20 protein-coding genes are annotated in these 23392 nt (G+C 71.8%); 4 read left to right on the forward strand and 16 right to left on the reverse strand.

Annotated elements, in window-relative coordinates:
• Positions 1–9: 9 nt before the first annotated feature.
• The 3 genes from KVT45_RS14665 to KVT45_RS14675 all read right to left on the reverse strand — a co-directional run bounded on the left by KVT45_RS14665 (position 10) and on the right by KVT45_RS14675 (position 6477).
• The gene (locus KVT45_RS14665; RefSeq protein WP_217547578.1) at positions 10–1875 is read right to left on the reverse strand and encodes an acetolactate synthase large subunit; all 1866 of its coding nucleotides are present in this window, start codon (positions 1873–1875) and stop codon (positions 10–12) included.
• A 243-nt stretch (positions 1876–2118) separates the two neighbouring features.
• A complete protein-coding gene (locus KVT45_RS14670; protein WP_217547580.1) occupies positions 2119–5124 on the reverse strand; it encodes a bifunctional diguanylate cyclase/phosphodiesterase in 3006 nt (1001 codons plus the stop codon).
• Positions 5125–5526: 402 nt separating this feature from the next.
• Positions 5527–6477 carry a 2-hydroxyacid dehydrogenase gene (locus KVT45_RS14675; RefSeq protein ID WP_217547581.1) on the reverse strand — a complete coding sequence of 317 codons (951 nt, stop codon included), beginning with the start codon at positions 6475–6477 and terminating at the stop codon, positions 5527–5529.
• Between the two features lie 74 nt (positions 6478–6551).
• Between KVT45_RS14675 and KVT45_RS14680 the strand changes: the two genes are divergently transcribed.
• Positions 6552–7550 carry an aldo/keto reductase gene (locus tag KVT45_RS14680; protein WP_217547582.1) on the forward strand — a complete coding sequence of 333 codons (999 nt, stop codon included), beginning with the start codon at positions 6552–6554 and terminating at the stop codon, positions 7548–7550.
• Between the two features lie 208 nt (positions 7551–7758).
• The gene (locus tag KVT45_RS14685; RefSeq protein ID WP_217547583.1) at positions 7759–8916 is read left to right on the forward strand and encodes a sorbosone dehydrogenase family protein; all 1158 of its coding nucleotides are present in this window, start codon (positions 7759–7761) and stop codon (positions 8914–8916) included.
• 16 nt (positions 8917–8932) lie between these two features.
• Here the strand turns inward: KVT45_RS14685 and KVT45_RS14690 are convergent, their stop codons facing one another.
• The 6 genes from KVT45_RS14690 to KVT45_RS14715 form a co-directional block, all read right to left on the reverse strand.
• Positions 8933–9157, reverse strand: a complete 225-nt coding sequence (locus KVT45_RS14690; RefSeq protein ID WP_254646822.1) for a DUF6191 domain-containing protein — start codon at positions 9155–9157, stop codon at positions 8933–8935.
• A 31-nt stretch (positions 9158–9188) separates the two neighbouring features.
• Positions 9189–12224, reverse strand: a complete 3036-nt coding sequence (locus KVT45_RS14695) for a helix-turn-helix transcriptional regulator (protein WP_217547780.1) — start codon at positions 12222–12224, stop codon at positions 9189–9191.
• Between the two features lie 173 nt (positions 12225–12397).
• Positions 12398–12583, reverse strand: coding sequence for a hypothetical protein (locus tag KVT45_RS14700; RefSeq protein WP_217547585.1), 186 nt, complete (start codon positions 12581–12583; stop codon positions 12398–12400).
• A gap of 205 nt (positions 12584–12788) precedes the next feature.
• Positions 12789–13445: a hypothetical protein gene (locus KVT45_RS14705; RefSeq protein WP_217547586.1), complete on the reverse strand. Its 657-nt coding sequence runs from the start codon at positions 13443–13445 to the stop codon at positions 12789–12791.
• 35 nt (positions 13446–13480) lie between these two features.
• Positions 13481–14056, reverse strand: coding sequence for a GNAT family N-acetyltransferase (locus KVT45_RS14710; protein WP_217547587.1), 576 nt, complete (start codon positions 14054–14056; stop codon positions 13481–13483).
• 99 nt (positions 14057–14155) lie between these two features.
• A complete protein-coding gene (locus KVT45_RS14715) occupies positions 14156–14482 on the reverse strand; it encodes a hypothetical protein (protein ID WP_217547588.1) in 327 nt (108 codons plus the stop codon).
• A 186-nt stretch (positions 14483–14668) separates the two neighbouring features.
• Here KVT45_RS14715 and KVT45_RS14720 point away from each other — a divergent pair, with 186 nt between their 5' ends.
• Positions 14669–15478 (forward strand): cyclopropane-fatty-acyl-phospholipid synthase family protein, encoded by an 810-nt coding sequence (locus KVT45_RS14720; protein WP_217547589.1) that lies wholly within the window; start codon positions 14669–14671, stop codon positions 15476–15478.
• Between the two features lie 63 nt (positions 15479–15541).
• Here the strand turns inward: KVT45_RS14720 and gatB are convergent, their stop codons facing one another.
• From gatB to KVT45_RS14750, 6 genes are all read right to left on the reverse strand, one after another.
• Positions 15542–17056 carry an Asp-tRNA(Asn)/Glu-tRNA(Gln) amidotransferase subunit GatB gene (gatB, locus tag KVT45_RS14725; RefSeq protein WP_217547590.1) on the reverse strand — a complete coding sequence of 505 codons (1515 nt, stop codon included), beginning with the start codon at positions 17054–17056 and terminating at the stop codon, positions 15542–15544.
• 15 nt (positions 17057–17071) lie between these two features.
• Positions 17072–17314, reverse strand: a complete 243-nt coding sequence (locus tag KVT45_RS14730; protein WP_089098594.1) for a hypothetical protein — start codon at positions 17312–17314, stop codon at positions 17072–17074.
• Positions 17311–18804 carry an Asp-tRNA(Asn)/Glu-tRNA(Gln) amidotransferase subunit GatA gene (gatA, locus tag KVT45_RS14735; protein ID WP_217547591.1) on the reverse strand — a complete coding sequence of 498 codons (1494 nt, stop codon included), beginning with the start codon at positions 18802–18804 and terminating at the stop codon, positions 17311–17313. Before gatA ends, KVT45_RS14730 begins: the two co-directional genes overlap by 4 nt.
• Positions 18805–18810: 6 nt before the next feature.
• Positions 18811–19107 (reverse strand): Asp-tRNA(Asn)/Glu-tRNA(Gln) amidotransferase subunit GatC, encoded by a 297-nt coding sequence (gene gatC / locus KVT45_RS14740; RefSeq protein WP_067164579.1) that lies wholly within the window; start codon positions 19105–19107, stop codon positions 18811–18813.
• Between the two features lie 112 nt (positions 19108–19219).
• Positions 19220–19711 (reverse strand): cupin domain-containing protein, encoded by a 492-nt coding sequence (locus KVT45_RS14745; RefSeq protein WP_217547592.1) that lies wholly within the window; start codon positions 19709–19711, stop codon positions 19220–19222.
• A 36-nt stretch (positions 19712–19747) separates the two neighbouring features.
• Complete coding sequence (locus KVT45_RS14750; protein ID WP_217547593.1) at positions 19748–20119, reverse strand: DUF4267 domain-containing protein; 372 nt, start codon at positions 20117–20119, stop codon at positions 19748–19750.
• A 97-nt stretch (positions 20120–20216) separates the two neighbouring features.
• Here KVT45_RS14750 and KVT45_RS14755 point away from each other — a divergent pair, with 97 nt between their 5' ends.
• Complete coding sequence (locus tag KVT45_RS14755; protein WP_217547594.1) at positions 20217–20795, forward strand: TetR/AcrR family transcriptional regulator; 579 nt, start codon at positions 20217–20219, stop codon at positions 20793–20795.
• A 174-nt stretch (positions 20796–20969) separates the two neighbouring features.
• Here the strand turns inward: KVT45_RS14755 and KVT45_RS14760 are convergent, their stop codons facing one another.
• Positions 20970–23219, reverse strand: a complete 2250-nt coding sequence (locus KVT45_RS14760; RefSeq protein ID WP_217547595.1) for a bifunctional diguanylate cyclase/phosphodiesterase — start codon at positions 23217–23219, stop codon at positions 20970–20972.
• Positions 23220–23392: the final 173 nt, after the last annotated feature.

Here is a 23392-nt window from a genome sequence, read left to right on the forward strand (position 1 = left end):
CTCTCTCGCTCAGTCGTCTTCGTTGTCGCCGAAGTCGGGGCGGACGTCCCGGGCGGCCAGGATCTCGTCGTTGGAGGTGCCGGCGGCGACCATCGGCCACACCATGGCGTCCTCGTGGACGATGAAGTCGACGACGACCGGGCGGTCGTTGATGGAGTTCGCCTCTTCGATGACCTTGTCGAGGTCGTCCGGGGACTCGCAGCGGATGGAGTAGCAGCCCATGGCCTCCGACAGCTTGACGAAGTCGGGGACCCGGGTGCCGCGGGCGTCCGGGTTGACGTCGTCGGGGCCGGAGTGCAGCACCGTGTTGGAGTACCGCTGGTTGTAGAACAGGGTCTGCCACTGGCGGACCATCCCGAGGGCGCCGTTGTTGATGATGGCGACCTTGATCGGGATGTTGTTCAGGGCGCAGGTGGTGAGCTCCTGGTTGGTCATCTGGAAGCAGCCGTCGCCGTCGATCGCCCAGACGGTCCTGCCGGGCTGGCCGGCCTTGGCGCCCATGGCGGCCGGGACCGCGTAGCCCATGGTTCCGGCGCCGCCGGAGTTCAGCCAGGTGGCGGGCTTCTCGTACTGCACGTAGTGCGCGGCCCACATCTGGTGCTGGCCGACGCCCGCCGCGAAGATCGTGTCCTCCGGGGCGAGCTGCCCGATGCGCTCGATGACCTGCTGCGGCGAGAGCGACCCGTTGTCGGGCAGGTCGTAGCCCAGCGGGTAGGTCTCGCGCCAGCGGTTGAGGTCCTTCCACCAGGCCGCGTACCTCGACTTGGCGGCCTCGCCCTGCTGGCCCTCGCTGTGCTCCTTCTGCACCGCCTGGACCAGGTCGGCGATGACCTCGCGGGCGTCGCCGACGATCGGCACGTCGGCGGCGCGGTTCTTGCCGATCTCCGCGGGGTCGATGTCGGCGTGGACGATCTTCGCGTACGGCGCGAAGCTGTCCAGCTTGCCGGTGACGCGGTCGTCGAAGCGGGCTCCGAGGGCGACGATCAGGTCGGCCTTCTGCAGCGCGGTGACGGCGGTGACCGCACCGTGCATGCCCGGCATTCCCACGTGCAGCGGGTGGCTGTCGGGGAATGCGCCGAGCGCCATCAGGGTGGTGGTGACGGGCGCTCCGGTGAGCTCGGCGAGGACCTTGAGCTCGGCGGTGGCGTGCGCCTTGATGACGCCGCCGCCGACGTAGAGGACCGGCCGCTTCGCGGAAGTGATCAGCCTGGCGGCCTCACGGATCTGCTTGGCGTGCGGCTTGGTCACCGGGCGGTAGCCGGGCAGGTCCATCACCGGCGGCCAGGAGAAGGTGGTCTTCGCCTGGAGGGCGTCCTTGGCGATGTCGACGAGGACCGGGCCCGGGCGGCCGGTCGAGGCGATGTGGAACGCCTGCGCGATCACCCGGGGGATGTCCTCGGCCTTGGTGACCAGGAAGTTGTGCTTGGTGATCGGCATCGTGATGCCGACGATGTCCGCCTCCTGGAAGGCGTCCGTACCGATCGAGGACGACGCGACCTGCCCGGTGATCGCCACGAGCGGCACCGAGTCCATGTGCGCGTCCGCGATCGGCGTCACCAGGTTGGTGGCGCCCGGTCCCGAGGTCGCCATGCAGACGCCGACCTTGCCGGTGGCCTGCGCGTAGCCGGTGGCCGCGTGCCCGGCGCCCTGCTCGTGCCGGCACAGGACGTGACGCACCCGGGTGGAGTCCATCAGCGGGTCGTAGGCGGGCAGGATCGCGCCACCGGGGATACCGAATACCGTGTCGGCGCCGACCTCCTCAAGGGAGCGGATGAGGGACTTCGCACCCGTGACGTGCTCGACGGGCGCGGACTGCTGTCCTCCGGAACGGGGCCGCGGCTGCGGATGGTGGGCCCCCGGGGCCTGCTCGGTCATCGGCATTCTCTTCTCGATGCTGAGGGTTTTTGCGAGGTTCGTACGGATTTCTGCTGCCGTACGTCTGGTGCTGGTGCAACAAAAAACCCCTCGTGCCAAAAGGCAAGCGAGGGGAGCGCGCCGGTGTGGTCGCTGGGGATTCCGGATCGTCCTCCGGTGGTTCCCAGCTCAGCCGACGCGCTGTCCAAGTACGAGAATTCGGGTGCGCATGGGACTGACCCTCCCTCCGACGCGCACCACGTGTCAAGTGGGTGGGACGGGAGTCTCATTATGTGAGCGAAGCGCACTGCCGCCTCCGAGCACCGCGGGCACACCACCGGTGTACACCCCACCGCCCCCACCCGCGAACGCCGGCTCGGCCGCCGGTGCGTGCGGAACGGGATAGTGGCCGGAACCGAGCGCCCGGCGCAGCCGGTACTCGTCCACCGGGCCGGAGAACGCCATGCCCATCCCATGCGTGCACCCCATCGCGCGCAACGCCGTGACCTGCTCGGGCAGGTCCACGCCCTCGGCCACCGACTGGAGGCCGAGATCGCAGGCGATCCGCAGCAGCCCGCTGGTGATCTTGTGCAGCCGGGCCGACTCGACGACCCCCTCGACCAGACCGCGGTCGAGCTTGAGCACGTCGACGGGGAGCTTCCGGAGGGCCGTGATCGCCGCATAGCCACTGCCGAAGCCGTCCAGCGCGATCCGGACACCGTGCCGGCTGAGCGCGGTCAGCCGCCGCTCCAGCTCGTCCAGCGGGACCCTGGGGTCGGTGTCGGACAGCTCCAGGACCAGCGCCCCCGAGGGCAGCCCGTGCCGGGTGAGCAGGGCCTCCACGGAGCCCAGCGGCGAGGACCGGTCGAGCAGCCGCCGGGCGGACGTCCGGACGGCGACCGGCACCACGAGCCCGCCCGCGGCCCGCTCGGCGGCCTGCTCGACCGCCTCCTGGAGGATCCAGCGGTCCAGCTCGGAGGTCTTGTCGCTGTCCTCGGCCACCCGCAGGAACTCGGCCGGCGTGAACAGCACCCCCTGCGAGGAGCGCCAGCGCGCCTGCGCGGAGACCGATTCGATCCGGCCGTTCTCCAGGCACACCACGGGCTGGTGCAGCAGCGCGAACTCGCCGTCGTGCAGGGCGGCCCGCAGCCGGGTGGCCAGTTCCGCCTTGCGTACGACGTCCTGCTGCATCTGCGGCTTGTACAGCTTGACGCAGCCCTTTCCGGACGACTTGGCGCGGTACATCGCCAGGTCTGCGTTGCGCAGCAGCTCACCTGCGCCGAGACCCGGTTCGGCGAAGGCGACACCGATGGACGCGTTGACACGGACATCGTTGCCGTCAATGGCGTACGGCTGGGAGAGGGTCGTCCTGAGGCGGTCGGCGAGCTCCAGGATGTGCCGCTCCCGGGCACTGCGGTCACGGGTGCCGTCACCGACGATCAGCGCCGCGAACTCGTCGCCGCCCAGCCGGGACGCGGTGTCGCCGTGGCGGACCGTGCCCTGGAGTCTGCGTGCGGCCTGGACGAGCAGTTCGTCCCCGGCCTGGTGCCCGATCGTGTCGTTGACGGCCTTGAACCCGTCCAGGTCGATGAAGAGCACCGCCGTGTTCCGCAGGGCCGGACCCCGGTCGGAGGAGCGGCGGCCGGACAGGGCCTGCTGCACGCGCCGGGTGAACAGGGCGCGGTTGGGCAGGTCGGTGAGCGGGTCGTGCTCGGCGTTGTGCTGGAGCTGCGCCTGCAGGCGCACTCTTTCGGTCACGTCCCGGCTGTTGAAGATGAGGCCGCCGTGGTGGCGGTTGACGGTGGACTCGACGTTGAGCCAGCCGCCCTCGCCGGACCGGAACCGGCACTCGATGCGGGTGGTGGGTTCCTCCTGGGAGCTGGCGGCGAGGAAGCGGCGCACCTCGTGCACCACGCAGCCCAGGTCCTCCGGGTGGATGAGGTTTGCCAGTTCCGAACCCACGATGTCCTCCGCCGGCCGTCCGTAGACCCCGGCGGCGGCCGGGGAGACGTACCGGAGGATGCCGTTGGGTGCGGCGATCATGATGACGTCGCTGGAGCCCTGCACCAGGGAGCGGAAGTGGTTCTCCTGCTGGGCCAGTTCCTGGGTGAGGGTGATGTTGTCGAGCAGCATGATGCCCTGCCGCACGACGAGCGCGAGGACCACACAGCCGGCGGTGATCAGGACGACGTGGTCCGGACTGCGGCCGTTCAGCACGTTGTAGAGGATGCCCAGGGTGCACACGGCGGCGGCCAGGTACGGGGTGAGCGCGGCCAGCGAGCCGGTGATCGGCCGGCCCGCCGGGTACCGGCCGTGATCGCCTCCCGGGGCGGGCGCGGGCGGCTGCTTGGGCGCCGTGGCCCGGCCGCCGGGCACGTGCTCGTGGACCACGCGCGTGTGCCCGTCGGGATCCTGGGCGCCCGTCGGCCGGGGTGCGGCCCAGGGGGCGTACGCGAGCAGCAGCGAGCCGGCGAACCAGCCCGCGTCCAGCAGCTGGCCGGAGCGGTAACTGCTGTGCAGCAGCGGCGAGGTGAACAGGGCGTCGCACATCACGGTCAGGGCGAGGGCGCCGATCGCGGTGTTCACCGCGGTGCGGTTGCCCGGCGAGCGCCGGAAGTGCAGCGCGAGCACCATGCTCACCAGGGCGATGTCCAGCAGCGGGTACGCCAGCGAGAGCGCGGTGTGCGCGACGCTGGGCCCGTCGAACCGGGCGGCCTGGGCGAGCGCGAGGCTCCATGACAGGGTGAGCAGCGAGCCGCCGATCAGCCACGCGTCAAGCGCCAGGCAGATCCAGCCGGCCTTGGTCACCGGCCGCTTGGCCAGCACCAGCAGGCCGACGATGGCGGGCGGCGCGAAGCACAGGAAGAACAGGTCGGCGTAGCTGGGGCTGGGCACCGGCCGCTGGAGAACGACCTCGTACCACCCCCAGACGGCGTTGCCCAGGGCCGCCATCGCCGAGGAGAGGGCGAACAGCAGCCAGGCCGGTCGAAAGCGGACCCGCGGGGAGCGGGCGTACAGGAAGCACGACACGGCGGCGGTGCCGGCGGCCGCGGTCAGACCGAAGTCGCCCATGAACAGGGCGATCTGGTTCGAGCCCCAGTCGAACGCGGAACCGACGGCGTATCCCGCGCAGATCAGGGCCAGGACGAGTTGGCGGACCATGCCGGTCCCGCCGCCGGTGACCGGCGGCCGGGGGTGCGGCATCCCCGCCGGAGGCTGTGCCCGCAGCGCTCCGGGGAGGGTGGTCGTCACAGGCGTCGGCGCTGTCACCGGACCCTCCCGGTCCGCCTCGTTCCGGGGTCCCTCGGGTCCCGGTGCGCTGGGTGCGCATGCCTCCTGCGGCCGCTGTGCCTGCGGTGGTGGTGATGGCTGGTGTGGTGGCCGCGTCTGCGCGCAGCTGTGCGCCAGGGTCGCCGCCGGCGGCTCCGCCGCGTCGGATCGTTCGTCCATAGGCCGTGCATCGCCCGTCGCCCCCCTCACAAATCTGAAATGTCCATCCCCGGCGCCGAACGGTGCACGGCGCAGCCCCTTCCGGGACGATACACCAGTCTCGTCACTCAGGGACATAGCTTCTCTACGCTCCGTGACGACCAGCGGCTATGCGTACACGCACCGCGCCCGGAAGGTTGCGGACCGTACCGGAAGCGGATTACGCGCGTATTGCCGCGATGGTCAGTTGTCGGTGGATCCCGTCGTCAAAATCACGTTTCGCAACGGCTCCCGGTTCACGAAACGGTTCAACTGCTCGCTGACGAGACGCGCCGCGCGCGGCAGGAAGGCCGAGGTGGGGCCGCCGACATGAGGGCTGATCAGCACTCCCGGCGCCTGCCACAAGGGGTGTCCGGCAGGCAGCGGCTCGGGGTCGGTGACGTCCAGGGCGGCGGTGAGGCGGCCGCTCTCCACCTCGGCGAGCAGCGCCTTGGTGTCCACGACGGGCCCGCGCGCGATGTTCACGAGGAGCGCACCGTCCTTCATCCGCGCGAGGAACTCCGCGTTGACCAGGCCACGCGTGGTGTCCGTGAGGGGCGTGGAAAGGATGACGACATCGGCTTCCGGAAGCAGATTCGGCAGTTCGGTGAGCGGAAGCACGGGACCGCGCGCCGAGGCGCGCCCGGAGCGCGCGACGCGCGCCACCCGCGCAACCTCGAACGGCACGAGCCGGTCCTCGATGGCCGAACCGATGGCGCCGTAGCCGACGATGAGGACGGACTTGTCGGCGAGCGCGGGATGGAAGCCGCTCTGCCAGTGCTCCCGCTGCTGGTCCCGCACGAATCCCGGGATGCCGCGCAGGGACGCCAGCGTGAGCGCCAGCGCGAGTTCGGCGGTGCTCGCCTCGTGCACCCCGCGCGCATTGCAGAGCCGCGCCCCGGGGGCGATCAGGTCGAGGGCCGCGATCATGTCGTCGACGCCGGCGGTGAGGGTCTGGATGAACCGGACGTTCCGCATCCCCTCCAGCGGCCGCACCTTGACGGGCTGCCGCTTCATGTAGGGGACGACGTACACGGCACAGTCGGCAGGGTCGCCGGGAAAGTCCTGGTCGCCGTCCCAGAAGAGGTAATTGAGGCCTCCCGGCAGCCCCTGGATCTCGGCCGGCGGGATGGGGAGCCACACGTCTTGGGTCATGCTCAGGAGGCTATGTCAGGGGTGTGGGGACGCAGAGGTTAGGTTGGGGGCCGGAGAAGGAGGTTCACGGGCTGGTGGAGCGCAGGACGATCGGCGCGGGGGCGCTCGCGGTGGGGGCCGTCGGACTCGGGTGCATGCCGATGAGCTGGGCGTACAGCGGGTCGCGGCAGCGGGGCGACGAGTCGCTGAGAACGGTGCACCGGGCACTGGACCTGGGCGTGACGATGCTGGACACGGCCGACATGTACGGCCCGTTCACCAATGAGCTGCTGCTGGGGCGGGTGCTCAGGGAACGGCGCGCGGAGGCCTTCGTGTCGACCAAGGTGGGCCTGCTGGTGGGCGACCAGCACATCGTGGCGAACGGCCGGCCCGGCTATGTGAAGCGGGCGTGCGACGCGTCGCTGCGCCGGCTCCAGGCCGATGTCATAGACCTCTACCAGCTGCACCGGGCCGACCCCGAGGTTCCCGTCGAGGAGACCTGGGGCGCGATGGCGGAACTGGTGCAGGCGGGGAAGGTGCGGGCGCTGGGGTTGTGCGCCGTGGGGGCGCGCGGGGGGCGCAGGTCCGGCGCGCGACTGCATGACGCGACCCTGCGTCAGCTTCAGCGGGTGCAGCAGGTGTTTCCGGTGAGCGCGGTGCAGGCGGAGCTGTCGGTCTGGTCGCCCGAGGCGCTGGAGGCGCTGCTGCCGTGGTGCGCGGATCGGGGCGTGGGGTTCCTGGCGGCGATGCCGCTCGGCAACGGCTTCCTGACCGGGACGCTCACGCCGGGTGAGGGTTTCGAACCGGACGACCTGCGGGCGCGGCACCCTCGGTTCACCGCGGAGATGATGGCGGCGAACCAGCCGATCGTGGCGGGGCTGCGGCGGATCGCCGGCCGGCACGGGGAGGGGGTCACCGCCGCGCAGGTGGCGCTGGCGTGGGTGCTGGCGCAGGGGCCGCATGTGGTGCCGGTGCCGGGGACGAAGCAGGGGCGGTGGGTGGCCGAGAACGCCGGTTCGGCGGATGTCCGGCTTACTGCGGGGGATCTGGCGGAGCTGGGCGGGCTGCCTGCTGCGCAGGGCTCGTGGGATTGAGCGGTTGTCGAGAGTGCCGCGATCTGTCGTCGGTTCAGTGCGGCACCGCTGTGGCTGGTCGCGCAGTTCCCCGCGCCCCTTGGGGGCGCTTTCAGCGGGCGTTCGATTCATGATCCGCCGGACAGACCCACGCCCCTGATGGGGCGCGCTGCACTAACGTCGGCAGGGAGGAGCCGTTGAAGGGACCGTGATCGTGCAACGTCGAGGTGTGCCTGCCATGTTGGCCGTGGTCGGGGTCCTGGTGGTGGCCGGGTGTTCCTCCGGGGGCGGTGGTGGCGGGGTGCCGGAGGCGCCCTGGGCCGGGGGGTCGTCGGCCAGTGGCTCCGGGGGCTCCCCGTCCGCCTCGGCGAGTGAGTCCGCCGCGCCTGCCAAGGGGTCGGTCAAGGTGCTGCGTACGGTCGCCGAGGGGCTCAAGTCGCCCTGGGGGCTGGCGCCGCTGCCGGACGGGACCGGGCTGCTGGTGTCCGACCGGGACGACGGGACGATCAGCAAGGTCGACGAGAAGACCGGGAAGATCACGGAGCTGGGGATCGTCTCCGGGGTGTCCGCGGCCGGTGAGGGGGGTCTGCTGGGGATCGCCCTCTCCCCCGACTTCGCCTCGGACCACATGATCTACGCGTACTTCACGTCGGCCTCCGACAACCGCATCGTGCGGCTGCTCTGGGACGAGAGCAAGCCGGCCAAGGAGCAGCTGGGCGCCCCCGACACGATCTTCAAGGGGATTCCGAAGGGGTTCATCCACAACGGTGGCCGGATCGCCTTCGGCCCGGACGGCATGCTCTACGCGGGCACCGGGGAGAGCGGGCAGCGGGGCCTGGCGCAGGACAAGGGCTCACTCGGCGGGAAGATCCTGCGGCTGACGCCGGAGGGCGACCCGGCCCCCGGCAACCCGTTCCCGGGCTCGCCCGTCTACACCTACGGCCACCGCAATGTGCAGGGCCTGGCCTGGGACGACCGACAGCGGCTGTTCGCCTCGGAGTTCGGGCAGGACACCTGGGACGAGCTGAACGCGATCAAGCCCGGCGGCGACTACGGCTGGCCGGACGCGGAGGGCAGGTCCTCCGACCCGAAGTACGTGAACCCGATCGCCCAGTGGCACACCGACGACGCCTCCCCCAGCGGCATCGCCTATGTCGACGGCGTGATCTGGATGGCCGGTCTGAAGGGCCAGCGGCTGTGGCGCATCCCGCTGGACGGCACGACCGCGGCCGCCGCACCGCAGGCCTTCCTCACCGGCCAGTACGGGCGCCTGCGCACGGTCGTGGCGGCGGGCGGCGACAAGGTGTGGCTGGTGACCAGCAACACCGACGGGCGGGGCAAGCCGAAGGCGGGCGACGACAGGATCCTGGAGCTGGAGGTGAAGTAGGCGGCGACCACGCCGCTCAGGCCTCGTCGTCCCCGGAGTCCGCCGAGGGCCCCGCTTCGGAATCCCCTGCGGAATCCGTCGCGGACTCCTCCTGCGGGAGCCGTATGACGACCTTGCCGGACGCGAGGTCTATCGGGCCGCGTCCGGGATCCGTGTCCCCCACGTCCTCACGGGTCAGCTCCAGCCGCTTCTGCTCCTCGTGGGTGTGTTTGCGGCCGGGTGCGAAGAGCTCCTCGAACATGTTGAACACGGTGCCTCCTGTGCCGGTCCCCTTACCTGGTCGGGTCGAGGGCCTCGACGGGGAACAATCCGAGTCTGTGTGCCACCGCCGCCGCCTCGCCCCTTCCTGCAACGCCCAGCTTGCCCAAAATGTTCGAGACATGGACGCTCGCGGTCTTCGGGGAGATGAAGAGCTCCTCGGCGATCTGGCGGTTGGTGCGGCCGGCCGAGACCAGGCGGAGGACGTCACGCTCCCGGCTGGTGAGGCCGAGGCTCTCGGCGGGGTCGAGGGCCCTGGGGGAGGCGCGGGTGGTGAGGGTGAGGCGGGCGCGCTGGGCGAGAAGGGCGACGGCCTCGGCGAGCGGGCGGGCGCCCAGGTGGTCGGCGACGGCTCCGGCCAGCCGGAGGAGTTCCGTCGCGCGGTCGCGTTCGTCGTCGCCGGTGGCCTCTTCGAGCAGGGCCTGGGCGAGGCGGCGGCGGACCCGGGCGAGGTCGTAGGGGCGGTCCAGGCACTCGAAGTCGGTGACCACGTCCGACCAGACGGCGGCGGTGTCGGTGCCCCGGGCGCGGTGCAGCTCGGCGCGGGTCCAGCGCTCGTACGCCTGCCAGAGGGGCGCGCCGGTGGTGAGCTTGCGCGCGGCCTCGGCGAGCCGGTCGAGGGCCTCGGCGCGACCGTCGGCCGCCGCGGGCAGGGTGCGGGCGTCGGCCTCGGCGGTGGCGGCGGCCAGCAGCAGGGGCCAGCCGTATCGGTGGGTGCCGGGCGGGAAGCCGGCCGCCAGGGCGCGGTCCAGCTCGGCGCGGGCGTCGAGGAGCCTGCCCTCCTCGGCGGCGACGCCGATGGCGATCCGGGCGACCGGCAGCAGTACCTGGGGCATCGGGTCGTGGGTGCCGTAGTGGGCCTGCGCGATGGCCAGCCGGCGGGCGGCCTCGGCCGCGTCGCCCCGGGCGAGGGCGATATGGGCGATGTGCAGGGCTCCGACGCCCCGGGGCTTGGCGCTGGCCGCGGAGCCGAGGGCGCCCACGGCGGCTTCGGCGGCCTCGTCCCACTGGCCGAGCGAGTACAGCGACTCGGAGAGGTTGCCCCAGATCCATGCCTCGGAGTCCAGCAGGCCGTATCTGCGGGTGAAGTCGACGCCCTCGCGCAGGATCGGCACGGCCTCCCGGGAGCGGCCGACCGACTCCAGCTCGGAGGGCAGGTTCACGAAGGCCCGGCCGACGACGTGGGCCACGCCGTCCTGGAGCACGGCCTCCTTGACCCGGTACAGCTCCGCCAGTCCGTTGTCGACGTCGCCCGAGTCGACCATGAGGCAGCCGAGGGTGACGCGCGCGTTGAGCTCGATCTCCCTGGCGCCCACCATCCGGGCGTACTCCACGGCCCGTTCGGCGGCGGCGAAGGCCTCGGGGCCCGGTCGGTGCAGCATGGACCAGGTCGCGACGTTGGCCAGTACGTCCGCGTGCACCTCGGACGGCGGCAGGCCGCGCACCAGGTCCTGGGCGTTGGCGAGCTCCTGCCGGCCGTCGCCGCGGGCCAGGCCCTGGACCAGCCGGGAGCGCTGCACCCAGAACCAGGCGGCGCGCTGCGGGTCGTGCTCGTCCTGGAGGATCCGCAGTGCCTTCTTGGTGATCTTCAGGGCGCGTTCGCGCTCCCCGCAGAAGCGGCCGGCGACCGCCGCCTCCGCCATCAGGTCGAGGTAGCTCAGCGGAGCGGCTGCCGGATCGCAGCCACAGGGAGGGTAGACGTCGGTGTAGTCGACGGGGCGCAGGGCCGCGCGGATCTCCTCGGGGGCGATGTCCCACAGCTCCATCGCCCGCTCCAGGAGCCGCAGTTGCTCGCTGTAGGCGTGCCGGCGGCGGGCCACGACGGAGGCGTCGAGGACGGCGGGCAGGGCCTTGGCGGGGTCGTGGGCCTGGTACCAGTAGCTGGCCAGGCGGGTCACGTGCGCGTCGGCCGGTACCAGCCCGGGGTCGGCCTCCAGGGCCTCGGCGTAGTGGCGGTTGAGCCGGGAGCGTTCGCCGGGCAGCAGGTCGTCGGCGACGGCCTCGCGGACCAGGGAGTGCCGGAAGCGGTAGCCGTCGCCGGCGGGGGTGGCGGTGAGGAGGTTGGCGCCGACGGCGGCCCGCAGCGCCTCGATGAGGTCGTCCTCGGCGAGCCGGGCGACGGCGGCGAGCAGCCGGTACTCGACGGTGGAGCCGCCCTCGGCGACGATCCGGGCCACCCGCTGGGCGCTTTCGGGCAGGGCCTCGACCCGGACCAGGAGCAGGTCGCGCAGGGAGTCGGTGAGCCCGGTGCAACAGCCCTCTACGGCGGCCACGGCGAGTTCCTCGACGAAGAAGGCGTTGCCGTCGGAGCGTTCGAAGATCTCGTCGACCTGGACGGGGTCGGGTTCGGTGGCGAGGATGCCGGCGATCTGGCGGCCGACCTCCTCACGGGTGAAACGGGCGAGTTCGAGGCGGCGGACGGTGCGCAGCCGGTCGAGTTCGGCGAGCAGGGGGCGCAGCGGGTGGCGTCGGTGGATGTCGTCGGAGCGGTAGGTGGCGAGGACGACGAGCCGGCCGGTGCGCAGGGTGCGCAGCAGGTAGGCGAGGAGGTGGCGGGTGGAGGCGTCGGCCCAGTGCAGGTCCTCCAGGGCGACGACCACCGTGCGCTCGGCGGCGACCCGCTCCAGCAGGCGCGCGGTGAGCTCGAAGAGGCGGGCCATGCCCTGTTCGTCGTGGCGGCCGGAGGTGGCCTCGCCGAGCTCGGGCAGCAGCCGGGCCAGCTCGTCCTCCTGGCCGGCGGCGGCCGCGGCCAGTTCGTCGGGCAGGGCGGCCCGCAGTGCGCGCAGGGCGGTGGAGAAGGGGGCGAACGGCAGTCCGTCGGCGCCGATCTCCACACAGCCGCCCAGGGCGACGACCGCGCCTTGGCGGCAGGCGGCCGTGGCGAACTCCTCGACCAGCCGGGTCTTGCCGACGCCGGCCTCGCCGCCGAGCAGCAGCGCCTGCGGCTCGGCGGCCCCGGCACGCGCGAGCGCGTCGTTCAGTGTGTCCAACTCGTCGCTGCGGCCTACGAACACGGGACTCACGGACCTGGTTTCCACAGGCCAGAGCATCGCATGGGCCTCGGAGTCCACGGCAGCGGTTTTCCACAGCGCCAGTGCGCTTGTCGTACCGGTGGACGGCGGCGAGGGAGGCAACGGGGGAAGCCGGCGGCCGACCCCCGTACGGCCACCGGCTTCCCCGTTCCCGGCCTCCGGGCGGTCGGCGCCGCCCGGCCGCCCCGTGTTCACGCGGCGCGCGGGAGCCGGCGCCGGCCACGGCGGTCGGTATGGGCCTCCTGCGCCGCCGCGGTGTCCCGGGCCTCCTGGCGAGCGGCGCGGCGGGAGCGGATGGCCTCACGGGCGAGGCGGGCGTCCGCGGCCTGCCGGCGCAGTTCGGCGGAGCGGATCCGGTGGAGTTCGAGCTCGAACATGGTGTGTCCCTTGTGAGAGCGGGTGATCGGGCTTCGCTTTCGCGATGCCTCCACCTTCGTCTCCCAGGGGGGTGCGCCACATCGGGAGAGTTCCGCATCTTCGCGGGGCCGCCGGACCCCGGACACGCGTAAGGGGCCTTAGTACGTCCGTAAGGTGCTTACGGACGCCCTAAGGCCCCTTCTGACCTGGGCTGTCGCGGCTGTGTCAGCTGGTCGACGGCAGGCCGAGGAGTGCGTCGGAGTACTTGAGGACGGCCAGCAGCAGGCCGATGACGCCGAGCGCCACGCCCGCCCAGGCGACCGACTTGATCCACGGCGCCTGCGGCTTGCTCGGGGCGCCGAAGGCGGGCCGGGCCAGCACCACGACGGCGGTGAGCAGGGCGGCCAGCGCGAACAGGCCGGCCCACAGCGCGGTGGTCTGCCACGCGTCGCCGTACACCTCCTTGACCTGCGTGGCGACGCTCGCGGTCGACGAGGTCTGGAGCTGGCCGACGAGGGTCTCGCGGGCGGCGGCCACCGTACCGATCCAGCCACCCGTGAGGGAGACCAGGCCGAGCGCGACGGAGACGACGGCACCGGCGCCCTGGCCGACGCCGGACGGGCCCTCGGCCTCGGCCAGGTCCCCGGCGAGGTCGGCGTCGTCCTCCAAGTCCTCAGCGCCCTCAGCGTCCTCAGCATCGACGTCGGCTTCCGTGCCGTCGGCGGCCTCGGTGACGGCGGCCGCCGCCTCCGGCTCGGCCCCGGCCTCGGTACCGGAATCCGACACGTCGTCGGCGCTCTTGGTGACGCTCACCTTCTCCTCGTCGGTCGTGGCCTCGGCGCCCGTCTCGGCACCGGTCTCGTCAGCTGTCTTGGTTCCCATGTCCGGCACCGTACGGATCCTGTCTGAGAGGCTTCTTAATGATCGTTCTCTTCGGCACGCGCGCGTGCTTCGCGCCATTCCGGGGCGAGGATCGACCACACTTCCAGGTCGTGCCGTAGGCCACCATAGGGGTGCGCCTGGCGGCGTACGCCATCGCGGGTCATCCCCAGCCGCCGGGCCACGTTCAGGCTGGGCACGTTGCCCGAGGCGGCGACCCACTCGATCCGGTGGATGCCGCGCTGCTCGACCGCGAAGTCGAGCAGTACCCGCATCGCGCGCGTGACGAGTCCGCGCCCGGTGCCGGCCGGCTCCAGCCAGCAGCCGACCTCGGCGTTCCCGTGTTCGGCGTCGAAGTTCAGGAAGAGCACCCCGCCGACGAGCGTGCCCCCCAGCCACAGGCCGTGCAGGGAGCCGGTGTCGGCGGCGCGCATGTCGGCGTAGCGCTGGAGCATGGCCCGTGCGGCGGGCACGTCCGTCTCCCTGGAGCCGAAGGAGATGAACTGCCCGATGAACTCCCGCCCGCGTTCCAGGTGGGCCAGGAACTCCTCGGCGTGCCAGGGCTCCAGTGGGCGCAGTTCGGCGCCGTCGTCACCCAGGGATATCGCGTACATCGTGCTTCTCCAGTTCCACCGTGCCCTCGACCAGCACGTCGAGCCTCTCATGCGCGGCGCGGCACTCGGGCGGCCCGACGCCGGTCCGGGGCGGGTGCGTCAGTCGAACTGGTCGCCGAGGGCCATCACCATGGTGCCCAGGATCATCAGCCAGAGGGCCCAGCGGGTACGGCCGCGGGACCCCAGCACTCCCGCGAACACGCACACGGCGGATCCGGAGCCGTAGGCGGCCGGCACCAGGGCGCGCACGCCCCCGCCCACTCTCATCGACGCGGCGGTGAGCCCCATCAGGGCCAGCAGCACTCCGGTCACGGTGGCGGTCCAGCGGGCCCGACGGGCGTCCTCGAAGAGGTCCTCGTCCTCGTCGGCCGCGGCCTCCACCTCGGTTATCTCGGGTTCGGCATCGGATTCGGCGTGTCCGGTCATGGCGGGCGAGCGTAGTACCCGCACCTGAGGAAATCGGCTGCGAACCATGTCGACAACTGCTAGCTTCCGCGGGTCAGCCCTGATCGGCCCCTCGCCGACGACCGAAGCGGGTGCATTGTTTGACGGTCCGAATGAGCTCCTATGCATCGCCCTTCACTACGAAGATCACAAGGAGCCCGTTCAGCCATGTCCGACGCCGTTTCTCCCGCACCGTCGAAGGACGCCTCTCTCACTGACCGTCTGACCCTGCCCCGGTACCCGCTCAGCAGCACCTACGACGCCCGCTGGGCCGTCGAGAACCAGATGGGCCCGCACGCCCTGTGGCTGCTGGAATGGCTGGCCCCCGCCCTCGGCCTGGACGCGCTGCGCCCCTGTGCGCGCGTGCTCGACCTGGGCTGCGGCCGGGCGGTGACCTCGATCTTCCTGGCCAGGGAGTTCGACGCGCAGGTCACCGCCGCGGACCTGTGGATCAAACCCGACGACAACGCCGGGCGCATCGCCGAGGCGGGGTTCGCCGACCGTGTGCAGCCGGTGCACGCCGAAGCGCACGACCTGCCCTTCGCCGAGGGCAGCTTCGACGCGATCGTCTCGGTCGACGCGTACCAGTACTTCGGCACCGCCGACCTCTATCTGCCCACGCTCACCCGGCTGCTGAAGCCCGGTGGGCGGATCGGGATCGTCGTGCCCGCGGTCCGCGAGGAACTGGACGGCGCCGAGCCGCCGGAGCACCTCAAGGCCCACTGGGACACCGGTTTCTGGTCGTTCCACTCCGTCGGCTGGTGGCACCGGCACTGGACCCGCAGCGGGGCCGTGCAGGTCGAGACCGCCGACTGGCTGGAGGACGGCTGGCGCGACTGGCTGCTGTGGAGCGAGGTGTGCGCCGCCGAGAGCCCGTACCCGGAGATGGCCCGGATGGCCCGGGAGTCGGTGGAGCTGCTGAAGGCCGACCGGGGGCAGCTGCTCGGCTTCGCCCGGATCGTGGGCCGCCGCCGCTGACACGGTACGGCCCCGGAGGCGCTGCCTCCGGGGCCGTATGCCGCATCACGTGCGTGCCGCTGCTCAGCCCTCGCTGACGCCCAGCTTCTCCAGGATCAGTTCCTTGACACGGGCCGCGTCGGCCTGGCCGCGGGTCGCCTTCATGACCGCGCCGACCAGGGCGCCGGCCGCGGCCACCTTGCCGCCGCGGATCTTGTCGGCGACGCCCGGGTTGCCGGCGATGGCCTCCTCGACGGCGGCGGTCAGCGCGCCCTCGTCGGAGACGACCTTCAGACCGCGCTTGTCGACGACCTCGTCCGGGGTGCCCTCGCCCGCGAGGACGCCCTCGATGACCTGGCGGGCCAGCTTGTCGTTCAGGTCACCCTTCGAGACCAGCTCGGTGACCCGGGCGACCTGCGCCGGGGTGATCGCCAGCTCCTCGAGCGAGGTGCCCGACTCGTTGGCGCTGCGCGCCAGTTCGCCCATCCACCACTTGCGGGCGGAGGCCGCGTCGGCCCCGGCGTCGATGGTGGCGACGATCAGGTCCAGCGCACCGGCGTTGATGATCGCCTGCATCTCCACCGCGGAGATGCCCCACTCGGCGAGCAGCCGGGTACGGCGGGCCAGCGGCAGCTCCGGCAGCGCGGCGCGGATCTCCTCGACCCACTCGCGGGACGGGGCGACCGGGACCAGGTCGGGCTCCGGGAAGTACCGGTAGTCCTCGGCCTCCTCCTTCACGCGGCCCGAGGTCGTCGACCCGGTGTCCTCGTGGAAGTGCCGGGTCTCCTGGATGATCGTCCCGCCGCCGTTGAGCACGGCCGCGTGCCGCATGATCTCGAAGCGGGCCGCGCGCTCCACGGACCGCAGCGAGTTCACGTTCTTCGTCTCGGAGCGGGTGCCGAACTTCTCGGTGCCGTTGGGGCGCAGCGACAGGTTCACGTCGCAGCGCATCTGGCCCATCTCCATGCGGGCCTCGGAGACGCCGAGCGCCCGGATGACCTCGCGCAGCTCACGGACGTACGCCCGCGCGACCTCGGGAGCACGCTCGCCCGCGCCCTCGATCGGCTTGGTGACGATCTCGATGAGCGGGATGCCCGCGCGGTTGTAGTCCAGCAGGGAGTGGGACGCGCCGTGGATACGGCCCGTGGCGCCGCCGACGTGCGTCGACTTGCCGGTGTCCTCCTCCATGTGGGCGCGCTCGATCTCCACGCGGAAGGACGTGCCGTCCTCCAGCTGTACGTCGAGGTAGCCGTTGAAGGCGATCGGCTCGTCGTACTGGGAGGTCTGGAAGTTCTTCGGCATGTCCGGATAGAAGTAGTTCTTCCGGGCGAAGCGGCACCACTCGGCGATCTCGCAGTTCAGCGCGAGGCCGATCTTGATCGCGGACTCGACGCCGGTCGCGTTGACGACCGGGAGCGCGCCGGGCAGGCCGAGGCAGGTCGGGCAGGTCTGCGAGTTGGGCTCGGCGCCCAGCTCGGTCGAACAGCCGCAGAACATCTTGGTCCTGGTGCCGAGTTCGACATGGACCTCAAGGCCCATCACGGGGTCGTAGGACGCCAGCGCGTCCTCGTACGACACCAGGTCGATCGTGGTGGTCACGGTGAAACTTCCCTCTCAGCCCAGCAGGACGTCGTCGTCGCCCAGCCGCTTCAGCTCGCGGTACAGCAGGGCGAATCCGGTGACGATCGCGACGGCGGACACGGTGGCGTCGATGAGCCGGAGCGTGTCGTGCTCGGCGCGGGCCTTCTTGATCTGCTTGGCGACACCGACCGCGCCGAACGCGGTGGTGGCCATGGACAGGTACGTACCGGACTTCGACTTCTTGAAGCCCTTGGCCTTCGACAGTGCGTTGCTCACAGCGACGGTGCCTCCTCCAGGAGCGGGTGGCCCCACCTTTCCACGAAGGCGGCCTCGACGGCGGCGCCGACCTTGTAAAGCCGGTCGTCCTTGAGCGCCGGGGCGATGATCTGCAGGCCCACCGGGAGGTTGTCCTCCGGGGCGAGACCGCAGGGCAGTGACATCGCCGCGTTGCCCGCGAGGTTCGTCGGGATGGTGCACAGGTCGGCCAGGTACATCGCCATCGGGTCGTCGGCGCGCTCGCCGATCGCGAAGGCGGTGGTCGGCGTCGTGGGCGACACGATGACGTCCACCTGCTCGAAGGCCTTCTCGAAGTCGCGCGTGATGAGCGTGCGGACCTTCTGGGCGGAGCCGTAGTAGGCGTCGTAGTACCCGCTCGACAGGGCGTAGGTGCCGAGCATGATGCGGCGCTTCACCTCGGGGCCGAAGCCCGCCTCACGGGTGAGGGAGGTGACCTCCTCGGCCGAGTGGCCGCCGTCGTCGCCCGTCCGCAGGCCGTAGCGCAGGCCGTCGAAGCGGGCGAGGTTGCTCGAACACTCGCTCGGCGCGATGAGGTAGTACGCCGACAGCGCCAGGTCGAAGGACGGGCAGTCCAGCTCGACGATCTCGGCGCCCAGTTCCTTCAGCAGCGCGACGGACTCGTCGAACCGCTGGATGACACCGGCCTGGTAGCCCTCGCCGCGGAACTGCTTGACGACACCGACGCGCATGCCCTCGACGCTGCCGTTGCGGGCGGCCTCGACGACCGGCGGGACGGGCGTGTCGATCGACGTGGAGTCCAGCGGGTCGTGTCCGGCGATGACCTCGTGCAGCAGCGCCGCGTCCAGGACCGTACGGGCGCACGGCCCGCCCTGGTCCAGGGAGCTGGAGAACGCGACCATGCCGTACCGCGAGACGGCGCCGTACGTCGGCTTGACGCCCACCGTGCCGGTGACGGCGGCCGGCTGGCGGATGGAGCCGCCGGTGTCGGTGCCGATGGCGAGCGGCGCCTGGAAGGAGGCGAGGGCCGCGGACGAACCGCCGCCGGAGCCACCGGGAATCTTGGTGAGATCCCAGGGGTTGCCGGTCGGCCCGTACGCGCTGTTCTCGGTGGAGGACCCCATGGCGAACTCGTCCATGTTGGTCTTGCCGAGGATGACGACGTCGGCGGCCTTGAGGCGCTTGGTGAGGGTGGCGTCGTAAGGCGGGATCCACCCTTCCAGGATCTTCGAGCCGACGGTGGTCGGTACGCCCTGGGTGGTGAAGATGTCCTTGAGCGCGAGCGGGACGCCGGCGAGCGGCCCGAGCTTCTCGCCCCTGGCCTTCTTCTCGTCGACGGCACGCGCCTGCGCCAGGGCGCCCTCGCGGTCGACGTGCAGGAAGGCGTGCACCTTCTCGTCGACGGCCTCGATGCGGGCGAGATGCGCCTCGGTGACCTCGACGGCCGTGAGCTCGCCGGAGGCGATCTTCGCGGCGATGTCGGCGGCGCCGAGCTTGATGATGTCCGTCATGGCTGTCTAGTCCTCCCCCAGGATCTGCGGCACCTTGAAACGCTGCTGCTCCTGGGCCGGGGCGCCGGAGAGCGCCTGCGCGGGGGTGAGCGAGGGACGGACCTCGTCCGCGCGCATGACGTTCGTCAGCGGCAGCGGGTGCGAGGTCGGCGGTACGTCTTGGTCGGCGACCTCGCTGACGCGGGCGACCGCGCCGATGATGTCGTCCAGCTGGCCTGCGAAGTGTTCGAGTTCTTCGGGCTTCAGCTCCAGACGCGCCAGCCGGGCGAGGTGGGCGACCTCCTCGCGCGTGATGCCAGGCATGCAGCGTTCCTCTGGGGTGAGTGTGTGTGGTTTGGAGCCAATCCTATGGGGCAGGGCCCGATGACCGTGAAACGGTTTCCCCCGGACCCCCAAACCTCCGTCCGTCTGCGGCTCAGTGCCGGGTGTCCCAGGCCTCGCTGCGCAGGTAGTGGTTGTCGTACAGCTCCTGCACCTCCAGGAGGCTCTCCAGGGTGGCCTCGCCCAGGCGCAGCCGCTGGAGGTGGCGGAAGTACTCGAAGCGCTCCACGCCCGGGGTGATGACGATGAGGATGTCCGCGGTGCTGCCGGGGACGGCGGCGAAGGCGTGCGGCGCGCCGGGCGGGATGACGATCAGGTCGCCGCGTTCGGCGGTGACGACGTCGTCGCCGGAGAGCAGGTCTGCGGCGCCGTCGAGCAAGTAGAACATCTCGGCGGAGTTGCGGTGCAGATGCGGTACGGCGCCGTCGGCGCCCTCCCCCAGTGTGACGCGCACGGTGGAGAGCGCGCCGCCGGTGGAGCTGCTGTCGGCGAGCAGCCGGACCCGGGTGGGGTCACTGCCGACCACCTCGGCGTCGGCCTCCCGCACGATCACGGACTCATCGAACTTCGGCACGAACAACGACATTTCAGAACCCCCTGTTGATGACGACATGTCGACCGGTCAGACGAGGAACAGCAGGGCGGCACTGATCAGCACGACGACCGCGGTGGCGAAGTGGATCCCGTACGCGACCGCCCTCGTCCCGCCGTTCCGCAGCACTATCAGCGTGTCGAAGAGCGGCACGAGTGCCACACAGAGCATGAACCAGGCCTCGGCGCGGGCGCCGGCGAAGGCGAGCAGGGCGAGGCCCATGACGCCGAAGGTGCCGTCCTTCAGGCCCTTGGCCGTGAGGTAGGCGGCGGCGTCGCCCTTCGGGTCGGCGGGGACGCCGTAGCCGACGGCGGCGGGCCCGGGCTGGAGCAGGAACCGGGCGCCGATGAAGACGACGAACAGGTCGAGCACGACGGCGAGCGTGTAGGCGGTGACAGTCATGGCGGACTCTCCGTTCCCGTTTTTCTAGCAGCGCTAGGACTGAGAGTGACGCTAGCAGAACATCGACAGGTTGGCTAGCACTGCTAGAATCCAGAGCATGTCGATTCAACGGCGCCGGGAGCGCGAGCGGGCCGAGCGGGAGCGACTGATCGTCACGGCCGCGCGGGAACTCGCGGAGGCGGAGGGCTGGGACGCGGTGACGACCCGCCGCCTGGCCGCCGAGATCGAGTACAGCCAGCCGGTCCTCTACAGCCACTTCAAGGGCAAGGACGCGATCATGGCGGCGGTGGCCGTCCAGGGCTTCGCGGAGATGGCGGCGGAGCTGCGGGCGGCACGTGCCGCGGCGAAGGGCACGCGGGAGTCACTGGCGGCGGTGGCGGAGGCCTACACGTCGTTCGGCCGTCGACGCCCCGCGCTGTACGACGCGATGTTCACGCACCGGGTGGACCTGCCGTTCGCGACCCAGGAGGCCCCGGAGGCCCTGTGGGCGGCGTTCGGCGAGCTGCTGCAGGCGGTCGAGCCGATCGCCGCGGGCGACGACGACCCCGGCATCCTGACGGAGACGTTCTGGGCAGGCCTGCACGGCCTGGTGACGCTGATGCGCAACGGCCGCCTGCCGGAGGGGGCACACGAGACGAGGCTGGCGCTGCTGGTGGGCCATTTCAGCGCCCCGTAGCTTCTCAGCGCCCCGCACTGGAGCGCCCCGAAGGGGCGCGGGGCTGTGTCTGATATGCGGCTCCGCCGCGTGGGCGCGAGCAACCACACTCAACCCGCACCCGCCGACACCACCGCACCCCCACGGCAGACGCTCACCTCTTGAGAGACGGTGAACGGGCGGGCGGGTGGGCGACTATTCGGCGGCCGGCAATGCGGCCCGCGGACGCTGCCACCCCCGCGACCCCCGCGCCAACAGCCACGCCGTGGTCTCCTCCGGCGGCATCGCCGCGGCCACCAGCCACCCCTGCACCGCGTCACACCCGAGGTCCCGCAGCCGCTCCCACGTCTCGTCGTCCTCCACGCCCTCCGCGACGACCAGCAGCCCCAGCGAATGTGCGAGGTCGACCGTGCAGCGCACGATCTCCGCGTCCTCGTTGTCGACGGCCAGCCGGGCCACGAAGGACCGGTCGATCTTCAGCTCGCTCACCGGCAGCCGCCGCAGATGCACGAGCGACGAGTACCCCGTGCCGAAGTCGTCGAGCGACATCTTCACGCCGTGCCCGTGCAGCCCCGCGAGGGTGTCGGCGGCCCGCTGCGGGTCCTCCAGAAGCACATGCTCGGTTATCTCCAGCTGCAGCGCCCCGGCCGGCACCCCGTGCCGCGCCAGCCGCGCCGCCACCAGGCCCGCGAACCCCGGCGTGTGCACGTCCCGCGGCGAGACGTTGACCGCCACCGGCACCCGCAGCCCCTGCGCCCGCCACCGGGCGACCTGCCCGAGCGCGGTCTCCAGCACGTACTCCGTCAGATGGGGCATCAGCCCGGACGACTCGGCGATCGCTATGAACTCGTCCGGCGGCACCTTCCCCCGCTCCGGGTGCACCCACCGCACGAGCGCCTCGAGTCCGGCCACCTGGCCGTCGAAGCGCACCTTCGGCTGGTAGTGCAGCTGCACCTCGTGGGCGTCCAGGGCGCGCCGCAGATCGCCCAGCAGGCCCAGCCGGTCGGGGGTGTTGGAGTCCCGCTTGGACTCGTACACCTCGACGCCGGTACGGTCCCGCTTGGCCTGGTACATCGCCACGTCCGCCCGGCGCAGCAGCCCCTCCGCGTCGAGCGCGTGGTCGGGGAAGACGGCGACGCCCGCGCTGGCCTCCAGGACGAGGGTGAGTCCGTCGAGGTCCAGCGGGGAAGAGAGAGCCGTGACCAGGCTTCGGGCCACCCGGGTGGCCGAGGTCGTGGAGTCGGCGACCGGGAGTAACACCGCGAACTCGTCGCCGCCGAGCCGGGCCGCCTCCGCACCGCGCGGCAGCGCGGCCCGCAGCCGGTCGGCTATCTGGAGGAGCAGCCGGTCACCGGCGAGATGACCGAGCGTGTCATTGACCGAACGGAACCGGTCGAGGTCGATCAGCATGAGGGCGGAGCGGGCGCCGATGCGTTCGGCGTCGTCGAGGGCGGTCCAGATCCGCTCGAGGAGCCACTGCCGGTTGGGCAGTCCGGTCAGCGGGTCGCGCAGCTGCTCCTCGGCACGGGCCCGGGCTATCCACAGGGTGGAGTCGAGGGCGACCAGCGGGATGGAGAACAGCGGGAGCAGCAGCGGCTGGGCGACGGCGACCACGCAGATCAGCGGGGCGATGCCGAGCAGGGCGACGGCGACCAGGCCCTGGCGCATCAGGGCGGTGCGGGCGACGGTGGGCAGGCCGCCGCCGCGCGGAGCGTGCAGGTACCAGAGCAGGGCCCGGGTGACGGCGAGGTAGGCGGCCGCGACGAGCACGACCTCGGGGGCGGTGGCGATGCTCCAGCCGGCGGGGTCCCAGGGCGACTCGACGGTCGGGACGCGTCCGAACAGGCCGAGCACCAGCGCGCCGGCCCCGATGCCGAGGATGTCCACCGCGCCGTGCAGGACACCCTGCCGCCAGCGGTGGCGCCTGGCTATGCCGACCAGGACGACGACGGTGAGGCTGACCATGCCTGCGGGCACCCAGCCGTAGAGCAGGAGGACGGCGAGGGTGAGGGCGGCGCCGGAGCCGGTGCCGCCCCACCAGCGGGCGCGGCCGAGCAGGACGAGGTGGCCGACGATGATGCCGGTCAGCACGGCCAGCGACCAGCCGACCGTGCCGGACGGGAAGAGGGCGTGGTTGTCGGAGAACGCGCGGTAGAAACCGGCGCCGAGGACGAACGCGGCGGCCGCGACCACCCCGGCGGGCAGCGCGGGCCAGGACAGGTGCCGTTCGTGATCGGTGCCGGCCAGACCGGGCGGCGGTTCGACGGCGGCCAGCGGCAGCGGGTCGCGCGCGTCCGCCGCGCCGCTCACCGCCGGCCTGCCCGGCACACCCGGCACACCCGGACGCCGATCACCCCGCACCGTCCACCGGCTCCCCCGCCACGCGCACGCCCGGCGGCGCAGCGGCAGCCGCGCGCCCGTGGCGGCGCTCTCGGTCGGTTCCATTCCCGTCCCTCTCACAGCCGGCGGTGCCCACGCCGTGCGGTCCGTGCCCTGCCGGAGCACGGGAATGCCCCGACCGCAGCTGGGCACGGCAGGCGCACGTCTCAACAGTAGGCCGCAGAAGGCTTCCACGGGCAGCGGTCGAGGACGGTTGCCCGATTGCGCACCGGCCACCC

Origin of the sequence: Streptomyces sp. GbtcB6 (genome assembly GCF_019091475.1) — a bacterium.
Lineage (GTDB): Bacteria > Actinomycetota > Actinomycetes > Streptomycetales > Streptomycetaceae > Streptomyces > Streptomyces hyaluromycini.

What these genes read in the sequence shown, in the direction of transcription:
- KVT45_RS14750 (WP_217547593.1), bottom strand. Translation starts at nt 20,119, where the DNA reads ATGACTGTCACCGCCTACACGCTCGCCGTCGTGCTCGACCTGTTCGTC.
- KVT45_RS14705 (WP_217547586.1), bottom strand. Translation starts at nt 13,445, where the DNA reads ATGGGAACCAAGACAGCTGACGAGACCGGTGCCGAGACGGGCGCCGAG.
- KVT45_RS14690 (WP_254646822.1), bottom strand. Translation starts at nt 9,157, where the DNA reads ATGTTCGAGGAGCTCTTCGCACCCGGCCGCAAACACACCCACGAGGAG.
- KVT45_RS14695 (WP_217547780.1), bottom strand. Translation starts at nt 12,224, where the DNA reads ATGCTCTGGCCTGTGGAAACCAGGTCCGTGAGTCCCGTGTTCGTAGGC.
- KVT45_RS14665 (WP_217547578.1), bottom strand. Translation starts at nt 1,875, where the DNA reads ATGACCGAGCAGGCCCCGGGGGCCCACCATCCGCAGCCGCGGCCCCGT.
- gatA (WP_217547591.1), bottom strand. Translation starts at nt 18,804, where the DNA reads ATGACGGACATCATCAAGCTCGGCGCCGCCGACATCGCCGCGAAGATC.
- KVT45_RS14720 (WP_217547589.1), top strand. Translation starts at nt 14,669, where the DNA reads ATGTCCGACGCCGTTTCTCCCGCACCGTCGAAGGACGCCTCTCTCACT.
- KVT45_RS14700 (WP_217547585.1), bottom strand. Translation starts at nt 12,583, where the DNA reads ATGTTCGAGCTCGAACTCCACCGGATCCGCTCCGCCGAACTGCGCCGG.
- KVT45_RS14760 (WP_217547595.1), bottom strand. Translation starts at nt 23,219, where the DNA reads ATGGAACCGACCGAGAGCGCCGCCACGGGCGCGCGGCTGCCGCTGCGC.
- KVT45_RS14710 (WP_217547587.1), bottom strand. Translation starts at nt 14,056, where the DNA reads ATGTACGCGATATCCCTGGGTGACGACGGCGCCGAACTGCGCCCACTG.
- gatC (WP_067164579.1), bottom strand. Translation starts at nt 19,107, where the DNA reads ATGCCTGGCATCACGCGCGAGGAGGTCGCCCACCTCGCCCGGCTGGCG.
- KVT45_RS14675 (WP_217547581.1), bottom strand. Translation starts at nt 6,477, where the DNA reads ATGACCCAAGACGTGTGGCTCCCCATCCCGCCGGCCGAGATCCAGGGG.
- KVT45_RS14715 (WP_217547588.1), bottom strand. Translation starts at nt 14,482, where the DNA reads ATGACCGGACACGCCGAATCCGATGCCGAACCCGAGATAACCGAGGTG.
- KVT45_RS14745 (WP_217547592.1), bottom strand. Translation starts at nt 19,711, where the DNA reads ATGTCGTTGTTCGTGCCGAAGTTCGATGAGTCCGTGATCGTGCGGGAG.
- KVT45_RS14755 (WP_217547594.1), top strand. Translation starts at nt 20,217, where the DNA reads ATGTCGATTCAACGGCGCCGGGAGCGCGAGCGGGCCGAGCGGGAGCGA.